Source organism: Spiroplasma floricola 23-6, from assembly GCF_002813555.1.
In the GTDB taxonomy this organism is placed as follows: Bacteria; Bacillota_I; Bacilli_A; order Mycoplasmatales; family Mycoplasmataceae; genus Spiroplasma_A; species Spiroplasma_A floricola.
This window is the reverse complement of record NZ_CP025057.1, coordinates 319703-332815: the sequence shown is the minus strand read 5'-3', so window position 1 is coordinate 332815 and position 13113 is coordinate 319703. Positions and strand designations below refer to the sequence as shown.

Below are 13113 nucleotides of genomic sequence, written 5' to 3'. Positions count from 1 at the left end.
AGTATATAAATTATTTTAAGTTTAAGTATATTTTATTGAATAATTAATATGCTTTTTTCTGATGCCTATATATTTCCTAACTTTATAAAAAATATAAAAAAAATCTAAATTTTTAAAAACTTAGATTCATTTATTTATATATAAGAAATTGATTATTTTTGTCTTGGATCTTTTTTAGGTCATTCTAAAATTGACATAATATTTTTATAAGTTTTATCAGTAGCACAAGGTTTTAAATGCTTATCAAACTGTTTTTGAAGTTCATTAATAAAAGAAATAATTTTATCCTTATCTTCATTTTTAAAATAAGAGATTTTACTTGTGTATGCAAATGTTAAAGCTTGATATTGATACATTTCTTGAGCTGCTGTACTTTTTTTAGCAAAATCAGGAAATTTTTCATCTCTATCATCTATATTTGTACTTTTCATTTCTTCTTGTAATTTTTTTTGAAACTCATCACTTTTTTTAGTTAATTCTTCTAATAATTTTTGAGCTTCTTCTAAATCTTTGGGCTCTGAAGGTAATTTAAAATTATTACCACAAGATACAACATTTGATAAAATAAATCCATTTGAAGCAACTAATCCAAATGAACCTAACATTGTTAATATTTTTCTCATATTTTTTCTCTCCTTCTTGAATTTAAAATTCTAAATTTATTTTAAAATATATGTATAGAATAAGTTTCTAAACTTTTTTTAAAAAAATAATTTAATATTAATAAAATATTTTTATACAAATTAAAAAAGACTGTAAATTTTTAAGAATTCACAGTCTTTTTTTAACAATTTTTATAAATTAATAACTTTTTTATATTTTCATTAAATCAGTTTCTTTTTCTTTTGCTAAATTATCTAAAATATCGATATACTTATCTGTTAATTTTTGAATTTGATTTTCTAAATCTTTTTTAATATCCTCAGGTGAACTTGCATCTTTTTTAATTTTATCGTTAGCATCTCTTCTTACATTTCTTACTCTAACTTTAAACTGTTCAAGTTCTTTTAACATTTTTTTAACTAAGTCTTTTCTAATTTCTTGAGTTAAAGCAGGAATGTTAATTCTAACTAAATCTGCTTCTCCAATTGGGTTTAACCCTAAATCTGCTTTGTTAATTCCTGCAATCACAGCTCCAACTTGACTTCTATCATAAGGTTTAATGACTAATTGTTGTGGTTCAGGTGATGAAATTTGAGCAGTTTGATTAATTGGTGTTAAAGTCCCATAAAAATCAACCATTACACTATTTAGCATATTTGCATTTGCTCTTCCAGTTCTAACTTTTGATAAGTAATCTTTAAAACTATCAATTGAATCTTGCATATTAAGTTCTGCTAATTGAACTATTTCATTTATCATATTATTTTTTCTCCTCTATTTATTTAATTACAGTGCACTCTAATTCACCATGTGCAATTTTAATTATATTGTCTTTTCCATTCATATCAAATACAACTATTTCTAACTTACCATCTCTTGATAAGGCAGCCGCTGTTGAATCCATAACTTTTAAATTTTTACTTACTAAATCATTGTGAGTTAAATTTTTTAAAAATTTCGCTTCAGCATTTGTATTTGGATCTGAATCATAAACTCCCTTTGTTCCATTTTTAGCCATTAATAAAGCATCTGCTTTTATTTCTATAGCTCTTATACTTGCTCCAGTATCTGTTGTAAAGTAACTATAACCAGTACCCCCAGCAAATATTGTTACATAACCCTCGTCAAGTTTCTCTCTTGCATTTCTATAATTATATGAACTGGTAACTGTTTTGATTTCTAAAGAAGAATATACTTTTACTTTATCAAATCCAAGTTTTCTCAATGTAGCTTCAAATGCTAAAGCATTCATAATTGTTGCAAGCATTCCCATATAGTCAGCTTCTATTCTAAATAATTCAAGAGTATCTGCTAATTTACCTCTTCAAATATTTCCCCCACCAATGACAATACCAATTTGCAATCCTTGTTTTGTTAAATGAATAACTTGTTTTGCAACTTCATCTAGTTTTTCCTTATCATAGATATCTCCGCTTCCTTTTAAGGCTTCACCAGATATTTTCAATAAAACTCTTTTAAATTTTAATGCCATATTTACCTCGCTAGATAAATTATAACAAAATCCCTAATTTTTTTAACAAAAATGTATTTGTTTTTTAGTTATTCAAATTTCTATAGAAAAATCTTTCTTTAATAACTCAAAGTGATTCACACACAGTAGGTACACAAATCATTAATAAAACATAGTCAAAAATACTGTTAAAAGAGTTATAAATAAATGAATACTCTATATTATTTGTTCAATCAAATTCTTTTCATACATCTACTTTATTTGGATTTAATCAATAAATAACTCCTGAAATTACTCTTGAAAAGTAAATAATTAATATGGGAATAGTTATAAAAGCAAATCAAATTGTTATTTTATTCATTCATTTATTTGATTTAATATTGGGTGCAAAGAAGTAAGCAACAAAAAGACAAAATGTGGGTATTCAATAATCAAATAAAAATTGTCAAAAGGCTAAATATGATCCTGGCATAAGAGCTGTTAAAGTTGCTGACAGAAAGCAAAGTGTTATACACCCAGATAAAGGCAAAATAAATGCCCCAAAAAATAGAGGTATATACTTAAATGAAATAGTTATATAAAAAGGCATTGGGGGAATTAAACTTGATACAAACCCTATTGCAAAATACAAAGCTAAAAGTAGAGCAATTGATGTTATATCAAATGCTGTTCATTTTTGCATTTTAAGACTTATTTTTTTAAAGTTGACTTTTTTTAAATATATAATCATTGTTTCAATATTTAATGTAATTATAGAAAGTGCAATAACTATTTTATTATTTACATTTAAACTATCAAAAATAATATTTAGTATTAATGAAATATTCATTAAAACAAATAATATAAAAAATAATGAAAAACAAATACTTACAGTAATATTTTTTCCTATAGGCATTTTTGCTCCCTCAGAGCCTACTTTAATAACTGAAATAATTGCTCAAACTATTAGAGCTAAAAATAGCAAGATTCTAATAGTTGATAAGCAAATTGTTAATTTAATTGTGTTTTTATTCATGAATTTCCTCCATGAAAAAAGCAGAACTTGTCTTTTAAAGGACTTCCTACGCTAGTATTAACTAGATCAGGTTCTAAGAGTATTTCTCAAGCTTTCAATAGCTACCTCTGCCTTTTTCATAATTATTTTATATTTAAATAAAAGAAAAACACATATTAAATGTGTTTTGAAAATTATTTTTCTTCTTTTGAAATATCATTATCGTCATTTTTAGCTTCTTTTATTTTGCTAACTTTTTTTGTTTTAGTTGATTCTTTTATTTGATTTGAATCTTGTTTTTGATCAGATTCTTTTATTTCATTAGAATTTTCTTTTTTACTAGTTTCTTTTGCTGAATTTTCTAAAGCTAATGCTCTAATTTTGGCAATTTCTTCTTTAAAATAAGTAATTTCTGTACCTTTTTCTAAAGCAAAACCCATCTTTTCAACATTTTCTAAAAAATACATACCAATTGTTGTTTTTTTACTAAATTTAAGCTTTTTAAGGTTTCTTTTTCCTTCTAAGTAATTAATATAAACTGCACTTTTTTCATCATCTTCAATAATTTTTGTTACCTTAGATAATCTGATTGTTTCTCCTAATGTAATTAATTTTCCTTCTTCTGTTTCAATATAAAATCATATTTGATTTGAAAAGAAAATTACCATTATAAATCATGCAGCTGATAATACAACAGAAAGTACAATAAATACTATTGTTAAAGTTTGACTTAAACTAGCATCGTTAGAAACTAATACTCCTAAATATGAAAGTAAAACTAAGATTGAAGTAAGAATTGAAATAATTTGAAAACTCAACATTGTTGAGACTAAAATTTTATTTGCAAATTTTACTTCTGATTTTGATTTTTGAAATTTAATTGTTATATATCATGATGAAATTGAAGCAAGTGGTATTATTAAAAGCAACACAACTGAAAGAACTAATAAATTATTATTTTCTAATGCAGCTAATAAATTCATAATTAGTTACCTGCTAACTGTGCTGCAACTTCTGCTGCAAAATCTGTAGTGGCTTTTTCAATACCTTCACCAACTTCAAATCTAAACATTTGAGTTAGTTTTGCTCCTTTTGATTTAACAAAATTTCCAACAGTTTGTTTTTCATCCATAACAAAACTTTGGGCTAATAAAGTAACTTCAGCAAGTTTTTTATTTAACTTACCTTTTAAGATTCCTTCAGCAACATTCTCAGGTTTTCCTGTTAAATCAGTTGTTTCTTTAATAATATGCATTTCTTGATCTTTAAAATCTTGAGGTACATCTGACTCTTCTAAATATTTTGGTGCCATAGCAGCAACATGCATACATACATTGTATGCATCTTCTTCTCCAATATTTCCATCAAATGCTAATAATACTGATATTCTTTTATTTGCATGATTGTAAATTGATAATTTTCCACCTTCAACTGCAGCAATTCTTCTTAATTCAATTTTTTCACCAATTGTTGCTGTTGCTTCTATACAAGCTTCACTAATTGTTTGTCCTGAAGCTAATTTAATTTCTAAAGCTTCTTGTAAAGTTGATGCTTTTGAGTTTAATAAAGCATTTCCAATATTTTCAATTAATGCCATAAATTTGTCGTTTTTTGAAACAAAGTCTGTTTCTGAGTTAACTTCAAATATAATTGCTCTTTTTCCATCTGTTTTAGCAAAAGAAACACCTTCTGCTGCAACTCTATCAGCTTTTTTAGCTGCCTTTGCTAAACCATTTTCTCTTAATCATACTACTGCTTCGTCAATGTCACCGTTTGTAGCTTCTAAAGCTTTTTTACAGTCCATCATTCCAGCAGAAGTCATTTCTCTTAATTCTTTAATTAATTGTGGTGTAACTGCCATTTTTCATCTCTCCTATTTTGTTTCTTCATTTTTTACTGCAGGTTTTTTATATGTAGGTCTTTCATTGTTAGAATCATTGTTTCTTGGTGTATATGGTTTTCTTTCACCATCATATTGTTTATCTTCTTTTTTCTGTGCAATAACTTTTAAATTACTTGGTTGCATTTTAATTCCTGCAGCATCAGCATAAACATCAACTATAAAATTAGTAATAATATTTACTGATTCTTGAATATCATCATTTGCAGGAATTACAAAGTCAACCATATCTGGATCAACGTTTGTATCACAAATTGCAATAACTGGTATTCTTAATTTTCTTGCTTCTTTAACTGCAATTTCATCAGTTTTTGGATCAACTACAAACATAGCTGCAGGTAATTTATGCATTTGTTTAATTCCACCTAAAGTTTTTTCTAATTTAGCTTTTTCTTTTCTAATTAAAATTTGTTCTTTTTTAGGTCTTAAATTAATTTTTCCAGTTTTTTCTTCATTTTCAATATCTCATAAAGTTTTAATTCTCAATGAAATAGTTTTCATGTTAGTTAAAGTTCCACCCAATCATCTTGAGTTAACAAAGAAGTTTCCACTTCTTAATGCAGCTTCTTTAACTGCATTTTTAGCACTTCTTTTTGTCCCAACAAAAATAATTTTTTCTTTTTTTAGTCCAATTGAAGTAACATATTTTTTAACATCTTCTAATCTTCAAATTGTTTGTTGTAAATCAATAATATGATTTTTATTTTTTGCTCCATAAATATATGGTTTCATTTTTGGATTTCAACGTTTAGTTTGGTGTCCAAATTGAGCTCCAGCATCTCATAACTGTTCTCTTGTTAAATCTTTTGCCATTTTTAAGGCCTCCTTAATTTTTATTCGTTAGTCTTCCATTATAGTTCTAAATATATCCACTCGTTTAATTAAAGTTAACAAGCACTAGGATATAAAATTCCCAAATGTGATTGCATACCCAAAATAAATATACAAACAAGTATAGTATATCATTTTTTAGAATTATATTTTAAACAAAAAATAATGCCTTTAAGCATTATCTTTAAATATGAAATTCAACTTTCTTAAGATTAATAACTAATAGATAAAATATATAGGTGTTATTATTGGTTACAATAAATTATTATTTAAAGAATATAGTCCTTAAACGAGATCTAAGAAAATGTTTTGAATTAAAACACTTTATTTATATCAATGGGAATGAAAAAAACATTTATAAATAACAGTAGAAAACTATATACATAAAAGAATAGATATAAATAGATTTACTCAACTCTACTTTTAAAAGAAGATTGCTTCATTAAGATTTTTATTTAAAAAAATCTTCATTTCTATTATGCCAAACAAATTAAATTTCAAATATTCAAGTACATTACTTCAATTATTTCCACTACTATCTGACTTAAAATTTTCAAACTTTAAGAAGAATTTATCTGATGCATTAGCATTAGTAAAAAATGTTTGTCTTATTTCTTTAGAGTCAGTGAAACTAAAGCCAAAATTATATGAAATGATATTTTCTTTGTCAAAAACATTTTTTGTTATATTTAATGCATTCAATTCTTTTTTTAAGTTTTCATTATAAAAATCACTATATCTATTTAAAAAATTATTTATAGTTTTTTGATAAACATAGTATGAAACAGTATTATATCAAAAATTATCTCAAACTCGTTTTTGGTCATAATTAATATTAAATAAATAACTATCTTGGTTTACTTTATTAGGACCTCAAACTTTTTTATAAACATTAAATAAGTTCAATGATAGATTTAGAAGTGATTCACTAATTTCATCGTTTTCACCATTTAATGAATAAGAAATAGCTAATTTAAAATCAGGAAGTTTATGCATATAAGAATTTTCTTTTTCTCCAATTTTAATAATAGGACCAATAAAATCAGCATATCCCATTGCTATTGCTAAGAGATAACTATCACTTAACTTATAATTTTCAACTTCAATACTTGTTAAAAAACTATTCAAAAACTTATTTTGAGCAATTTCATATTTTTTTCTATTTCTTTGTAAAGCTAATGAATTGAATACTTCTTTTTTTAAAGTATCTTTTATAACATCTTGCTCTCCCAAAAGAATTTTTGATATCTTTTCTCTATCTTTTTCTTGATTTACAACTATAGCATTTTGCTCATCAAAATTGTTTACAATTAAATATTTCTTATTTGTCTCTGCAAAATTATCACTTTTATAAATACTTTTTTGATTATAAGAAATATCTAATGATGAAAAAGCATCTTTAAAGTACTTATTTTTAATTAAGTTCAATAAAGCTTGATGAAAATCTTCATTACTATTGTAATATTTTTTTAACTGAGCATTTGAACTTAAATAAGCATCAGAATCAGGACTTGTTCCTTTAATATCATTTCATTTTAAATTCACATATTTTTGTGTTTCTTTTATAGTAAACATATCTTTTTTAATGTTTTTATACATTACATCTCCAACTTTTTTAAATGTTTCATTTTCTGTTTAAGTATACTTTAACGTTTCAGATTGTTTAAACTTCTCAACATCTTTAAGTCCTTTATATTGAGTCACAACTTTATAGTCAACTATCACATTTCCTATGTAACTGCCAGGAACTATTTCTCCTGAATTAATTTCAAAATTATCATTAAATACCAATTCAACATGTTCAAAAACTGAATCTATTTCATCAAGAATTATTTTATATTCATTAACTTTTTTAAGATCATTTAATTTCTTTTTTAACAATTCAGTTTTAAATAATTTTTCAACATCATTTGTAAATTGTTTTTTTTCTTCAGTTGTTAATTTATCTTTATTTTCTGGTTTTGAGAATTTTTGAATATTTTCTTTATTTAAAAATTTATAATTAGTTTCTCCATCTTCCACAGTAATTAAATTAGAAGCAATTTCTTTTTCATAATGTTCTGTTCATATTTTTGTTACATCTTGTTCAAATCTTCGAATAATTTGAGCAATATTATTTTTAGGTTCTTCTGGTTTATCAGGTTTTTTAATTTCTGATTTTGTACCACATGCAACTGCACTAGTGGCAAATGACGATACAACTCCAATTGTTGCCAATACACTTAATAATTTTTTCATTTTCCTCCTTTTTAAAGAGCTATTAAAATACAAATAAACAATTCAAATTGATACCAATGATTATAAAAAAAAAAAAAAAAGTCAAATTTTTGACTTTTTTTCTACTCAGAATGTTCCCCCCATTTAGGCAACAATTTTTATACAATAATAGAAAAGGATAAAGTATATGGCAAAAAAAGGACAAAAGTTTAGAAAGTGAACTCAAGAAGAAAAAGAAAAAATTATTGAATTAAGTTTGAATGGTTATTCTCTAAAGGAAATAGCATTAAAATTTAACTCAACTACAGGATCAATTGGAACAATAATAAACAAATACAAAAATACAGATATTGGTGATTCAAAAACTCGTTTACCTTATAAAATAGATTACAGTATATCTCAAAAGGCAAATGATCTGTTTGTAGGAATTCTATTTGATTACAATAAGGAATTAATTAAGGAGAATGATATTTTAAAAAAGCAATGAGCCTCCAAGGCCAAAACCAAAAAGAAATAGTTCAACAATTATTGATAAATACCAAGAGCAATAGAACAATGATTTGTAAAATTTTAAATATTAATAGAACATCAACATATAAAAAAAATAAAACTTTAATGAATTTCCTGGATGATACAAGAATTATGAATTTAGTTATTTCAGAAATTGAAAGGAATAATTTCCTTAGTGCTTATAGTGCTAAAAGATGAGCCCTATATTTTAAATTAAATTATATTGACCCTTTCAGAATTAATCATAAAAAATTAGAACGTATATTTAAAAAATTTAATCATATTGCATATTACATTAAGAAACAATCTAAACATGAGATTAAAAGATATAACGAAACTATTAGAAAGAATTATTTAAAAGAAGCAAAAGAAATTGGTTTTGAAAATATTTGAACTAGTGATATAACTGAATTTTCAGTTAAAACAAAAAAAGGTTATATTTGCACAGTTCAAGATAATTTAACTGGAGAAATAATAGGAAAATCTAAAAGAATTGATAATCAAAAAACAGATTTTGTTCTTGAAGCTGTAGAAATGGCATATAAAAATAAAAAATATTTAGGTTCAATATTATTACATTCAGATAATGGAAATCAATATACCTCTCTGGATTACATAAGTTTATGTAATGATTTACAAATTATTAGAAGCTATTCAAAACCAGGAACACCTCATCATAATGGTAAACATGAAAGTTTTCATGGTCGTTTAAAAGATGAAACTATAAGAACATGTCATATTGAAAACATTAATCAATGTATGGAAATAGCATGAGCATGATTGGACTTTTATAATAATGATAGAATTAGAATGAATAAAAAATGATAAAAAAAAAAAAAAAAACGTTCCCAATTTGGGGGGAACGTTGTCACTTTATTATTATAACTTTAAAGATTATATGTCTCTTTAAGTTTTCTATATTTAAAATACTATTTTAATTTTGTTAATTTAACCAATGATTTTGCATAAATTTCCATCATTTTTTTCAAATCATCAATTTTTACATATTCATTGTAAGCGTGCATTGTTGATTCATTTAAATCAAACTCAGCTCCAAAAGCAATCATATTTGGCATTGATTTTGCAAATGTTCCCCCACCAATTGCAATTGGTTCTGCATTTAAGTCACCAGTAACTTCTTTGTAAACTTCCATAATATTTTTTACAACATCACTGTCTTTTGGGAAATAAACTCTATCTTCAATTGCAGATAATTTTAACTCTAAACCTTTGTCTTTTACAAATTTTTCTAATACATCTACAACATCTTTTCTAGGATCTCTTGTACAAGGAATTCTAAAATTTATTGTAAATCTAAAATCGCTTTTTGAAATATTTACAATTCCATTACATGCTGTTAAATCACCAGTTTCATCAGTTAAATCACCAAAGATTTCTTTCATATCAAAGTTTAAATGTCCATATTTTGCAACAAATTGTGCTAAAGGATGTTTTAATCCATTTGCATCAATTGCTTTTAACAATCAAGTTGAAGCTGATATACCTTTAAATGGTAAACTTCCATGAGCTGAAACACCTTTAACAAATAAATATCCATCATTTTCATATGAGTCTATTGAGTTTTCTTTTAATCAAGAAGCTATTTCTTCTTGTTTTGGTCCTTTGTATTTAACCAAATCGTTTACTGCATTGTAAACTTCTCCCCCACTTAATTCAAATTCCGAACTGTATTTACCAATTAAATCTATATCAGCAATTCATTTTTCAGCATAAACAACTGGGAAATGTCCATCTGGAACATATCCTAAATCACATAATTGTTCATTTTTAACATAAGCTTCCATACATTCTCAATTTGTTTCTTCACTTGTTCCAAAAATAAATCTTATTTTATAATCTGGTTTAAATCCATGGTCAATTAAATATTTAAAAGCAAAAATGTTCATCATTGTAGGACCTTTATCATCAAAAGTTCCTCTACCAATTAATTTTCCATCTTTAATAATTGGTTCAAATGGATTAGTTTCTCACTCATCGATGTTTCCAGTTGGAACAACATCTAAGTGACAAATAATACCAAATAATTTATCTCCAGTTCCATAATCAGCATAACCATATCTGTGATCTGGTGCTATAAATGTTTCAAAATTAAAAGATTTTAATAAATTTATACAATGTTCTAAAACTTTTTTAATATCTTCATGAACAGGTGCTCCATATGTTAAATCTCTTCTATATGAAGGAATTGCCACTATTTTTTTTGTTTCTTCTAAAGCTTGATCAAAATATTGACCAAGTAATACATTTTTTTCTACATTCATTTTTAATTACCTTAATCTTTCTTTCTATCTTTTTGAACAATATCATAAGCATTATTTATTTCAACCATTTTTTGTTTTGCATATTCTGTATTATTTTTATCAGGGTGATAAGTTTTTGCAAGTTTTAAATATGCCTTTTTAATTTTATCATCTGAATCTAATGGTAATACTTCTAAAGTTTTATATGCCTTACTTATTTTTTGTTCATTGTCATCATTAAAATTATTTTGTGTTTCTGAATATTTTTCGTTTTGTTTACCATAAAGCTCTGATTGAATAATTTGAATTATTTTATCCATTCTTTTACAAAATTCCATAAACTGTTCATCTATAAAATCATTTATCATATTTGGTTTTAATTTCTTATAATTTTTATTCTCAAATTTGCATATAGTTGCGGGAATTATTTCTTGAATAAAAGTATTTTTAAATAAATTAAAAATTTCTATTGAAAATTCCATATAAATTTTAATCACAACTTCTGATGAAAATATTATGAGTTTTTCTTTTGTAAGTTTTTCAAAAATAATAAAAAGATCAAACTCTTTATTCGCTCAAAATTTATAAAAACTATCTTGAGTATGTCTCAGAGATTTTATTAAATCTTCATTGGAGTATAATTTTTTGATTTCTTTAAATTCACTCATAAATGGAAAAATATTAAAATACTCAGTTATATTCAAGTGTTTAATTAAAACTTTTTTATCTGGATTATTCTGAAAAGCCTTTTTAAATTCTTCTAAATCTTTTTTTATATTTTTCTTATCATTTTCTTTATTTCTAAGTTTATATATTTTAAAAGTATAAAAAATTAGAAATATTAAGATTATGCAAAAAAATCCTACAAATAATCAAATTAACATTAACATCTTCTCCATTTTTATTAAAAAAGACCCCTCTAATGGGGTCTTATATTATTATTTAGATTCTTGTGGAATAACTACTGCTCTAGTTCTGTTTTTACCAAATTTTTGATATTTAACTATACCTGAAACTAAAGCAAAAAGTGTATCATCTCCACCACGTCCAACATTTGCACCTGGATGGATTTTTGTTCCTCTTTGTCTGAAAATAATTGAACCTGCATTAGCAAATTGTCCATCTGCTTTTTTAGCTCCTAAACGTTTTGATTCTGAGTCACGTCCGTTTTTAGTTGAACCAACTCCCTTTTTAGAAGCAAAATATTGTAATCCTAATAAGAAACGCATATTAAATCATCCTTTCTATTTTAAAATTCTTTGGGTATTGAACCTCTATAGTTTCTAGCTGTATAATCATAAATTCTAATAAATGATTTAATAAATCATCATTTTTTATAACTTTTATACTTATTTCATTTTCATTAACATTAAGTTCAACATTATTTTTAAACTTAATATCTAAAGCATTTAATGATCCAGAAACTATTGCTGTAATTCCAGCACACACTATATCTTGACCAAATTTATCAAAATTTGCATGTCCCTTTACTACAAATGAATTTATTATATTGTTTTTTTCAACAATTTTAGCTTTTACCATCTACTATTCTCCAGTTTTTGGTTTTGGTGCAGCTTTTGGTGCTGATGTTGTTTTTGGTTTTGCTGCTGTAGCTTTTGGTGCTCCAGTAGTTGTTTTTGGTTTTGGTGCAGCTTTTGGTGTACCAGTTGAAGCTGTTTTTGGTGCAGAAGCAGTTTTTTGTACAGCAACTGCAGTTTTTGATTCAGTTGATGTATTTGTTATAGCTTTTGTACCACTTAATGAAATCTCTTCAATTTTCACTTTTGTGTATGGTTGTCTGTGACCATATACTTTGTTAACATTTTTCTTAGGATGATATCTAACAACTCTAAGTTTTTTTCCTTTACCTTGTTTAACAACAGTTCCAATAACTGCTGCTCCTTTAATTAAAGGAGAACCTACAGTTCCATCTATCATTAAAATTTCATCAAAAATAACTTTTTTACCTTCTTCTATGTCTAATTTTTCTACATAGATTTCATCATCTTTTGAAACTTTAATTTGTTTTCCACCTGTTTTTATAATTGCGAACATCTTTATTCCTCCAGTCTAGACTCGCCTTGTATGTGAGTTATCTTTCAAACTACTTTTTTACATACAAAAGTGCGGTTGAAACTAGCAACCTAAATTATTTTATACTAATTTAGGTCTAAATTTACATTTTTTTTATTTTTTTAAATAGAAAAAATGTAATAAGCAGTTTTTCATATTTATTAAAAGACAAATTAAGAGTATTAGTAAAAAATACAAGATCTAATCTTGTATTTTTATTATTAAATTAAACAATAATTTTATTTATTTTTTT

15 protein-coding genes, 1 pseudogene, 1 riboswitch and 1 other annotated feature are annotated in these 13113 nt (G+C 25.0%); of the genes and pseudogenes, 2 read left to right on the top strand and 14 right to left on the bottom strand.

What is annotated here, in order from left to right; genetic code table 4:
• Positions 1-152 precede the first annotated feature (152 nt).
• The 9 genes from SFLOR_RS01565 to SFLOR_RS01525 form a co-directional block, all read right to left on the bottom strand.
• Complete coding sequence (locus tag SFLOR_RS01565; RefSeq protein ID WP_100916342.1) at positions 153-623, bottom strand: hypothetical protein; 471 nt, start codon at positions 621-623, stop codon at positions 153-155.
• A 190-nt stretch (positions 624-813) separates the two neighbouring features.
• Positions 814-1362, bottom strand: coding sequence for a ribosome recycling factor (gene frr / locus SFLOR_RS01560; RefSeq protein WP_100916341.1), 549 nt, complete (start codon positions 1360-1362; stop codon positions 814-816).
• A 19-nt stretch (positions 1363-1381) separates the two neighbouring features.
• Positions 1382-2095: a UMP kinase gene (gene pyrH / locus SFLOR_RS01555; protein ID WP_100916340.1), complete on the bottom strand. Its 714-nt coding sequence runs from the start codon at positions 2093-2095 to the stop codon at positions 1382-1384.
• Positions 2096-2159: 64 nt separating this feature from the next.
• Positions 2160-3089 carry an energy-coupled thiamine transporter ThiT gene (locus SFLOR_RS01550; protein ID WP_100916339.1) on the bottom strand — a complete coding sequence of 310 codons (930 nt, stop codon included), beginning with the start codon at positions 3087-3089 and terminating at the stop codon, positions 2160-2162.
• A gap of 25 nt (positions 3090-3114) precedes the next feature.
• A riboswitch (TPP riboswitch) is annotated at positions 3115-3208 on the bottom strand.
• 54 nt (positions 3209-3262) lie between these two features.
• Entirely contained in the window at positions 3263-4051 is a 789-nt protein-coding gene (locus SFLOR_RS01545; protein ID WP_100916338.1) for a hypothetical protein, read from the bottom strand.
• Positions 4052-4053: 2 nt separating this feature from the next.
• Entirely contained in the window at positions 4054-4929 is an 876-nt protein-coding gene (gene tsf, locus SFLOR_RS01540; protein ID WP_100916337.1) for a translation elongation factor Ts, read from the bottom strand.
• A gap of 12 nt (positions 4930-4941) precedes the next feature.
• Complete coding sequence (gene rpsB, locus SFLOR_RS01535) at positions 4942-5781, bottom strand: 30S ribosomal protein S2 (protein WP_100916336.1); 840 nt, start codon at positions 5779-5781, stop codon at positions 4942-4944.
• A 441-nt stretch (positions 5782-6222) separates the two neighbouring features.
• On the bottom strand, positions 6223-7398 hold the full coding sequence (locus SFLOR_RS01530; RefSeq protein WP_100916335.1) for a hypothetical protein: 1176 nt from the start codon (positions 7396-7398) through the stop codon (positions 6223-6225).
• A gap of 36 nt (positions 7399-7434) precedes the next feature.
• The gene (locus SFLOR_RS01525) at positions 7435-8037 is read right to left on the bottom strand and encodes a lipoprotein (RefSeq protein WP_100916334.1); all 603 of its coding nucleotides are present in this window, start codon (positions 8035-8037) and stop codon (positions 7435-7437) included.
• Between the two features lie 166 nt (positions 8038-8203).
• Here SFLOR_RS01525 and SFLOR_RS01520 point away from each other — a divergent pair, with 166 nt between their 5' ends.
• Entirely contained in the window at positions 8204-8533 is a 330-nt protein-coding gene (locus tag SFLOR_RS01520) for a hypothetical protein (protein WP_100916301.1), read from the top strand.
• Positions 8500-9354: a DDE-type integrase/transposase/recombinase gene (locus SFLOR_RS01515; RefSeq protein WP_100916333.1), complete on the top strand. Its 855-nt coding sequence runs from the start codon at positions 8500-8502 to the stop codon at positions 9352-9354. The genes SFLOR_RS01520 and SFLOR_RS01515 overlap by 34 nt, the downstream gene beginning before the upstream one ends.
• 101 nt (positions 9355-9455) lie before the next feature.
• On the opposite strand, the gene SFLOR_RS01510 is transcribed toward SFLOR_RS01515, so the two are convergent.
• The 5 genes and pseudogenes from SFLOR_RS01510 to rplU form a co-directional block, all read right to left on the bottom strand.
• Positions 9456-10808 carry a Sapep family Mn(2+)-dependent dipeptidase gene (locus tag SFLOR_RS01510; protein WP_100916332.1) on the bottom strand — a complete coding sequence of 451 codons (1353 nt, stop codon included), beginning with the start codon at positions 10806-10808 and terminating at the stop codon, positions 9456-9458.
• 11 nt (positions 10809-10819) lie between these two features.
• Positions 10820-11671 carry a J domain-containing protein gene (locus SFLOR_RS01505; RefSeq protein WP_157806921.1) on the bottom strand — a complete coding sequence of 284 codons (852 nt, stop codon included), beginning with the start codon at positions 11669-11671 and terminating at the stop codon, positions 10820-10822.
• A gap of 54 nt (positions 11672-11725) precedes the next feature.
• On the bottom strand, positions 11726-12016 hold the full coding sequence (gene rpmA / locus SFLOR_RS01500; protein WP_100916330.1) for a 50S ribosomal protein L27: 291 nt from the start codon (positions 12014-12016) through the stop codon (positions 11726-11728).
• 1 nt (position 12017) lies between these two features.
• A complete protein-coding gene (locus SFLOR_RS01495) occupies positions 12018-12329 on the bottom strand; it encodes a ribosomal-processing cysteine protease Prp (protein ID WP_100916329.1) in 312 nt (103 codons plus the stop codon).
• Positions 12330-12548: 219 nt separating this feature from the next.
• Positions 12549-12842 (bottom strand): annotated as a pseudogene (gene rplU / locus SFLOR_RS06030) (50S ribosomal protein L21); the annotation flags it as partial.
• 7 nt (positions 12843-12849) lie between these two features.
• Positions 12850-12929: a sequence feature (ribosomal protein L21 leader region), on the bottom strand.
• Between the last annotated feature and the right edge of the window lie 184 nt (positions 12930-13113).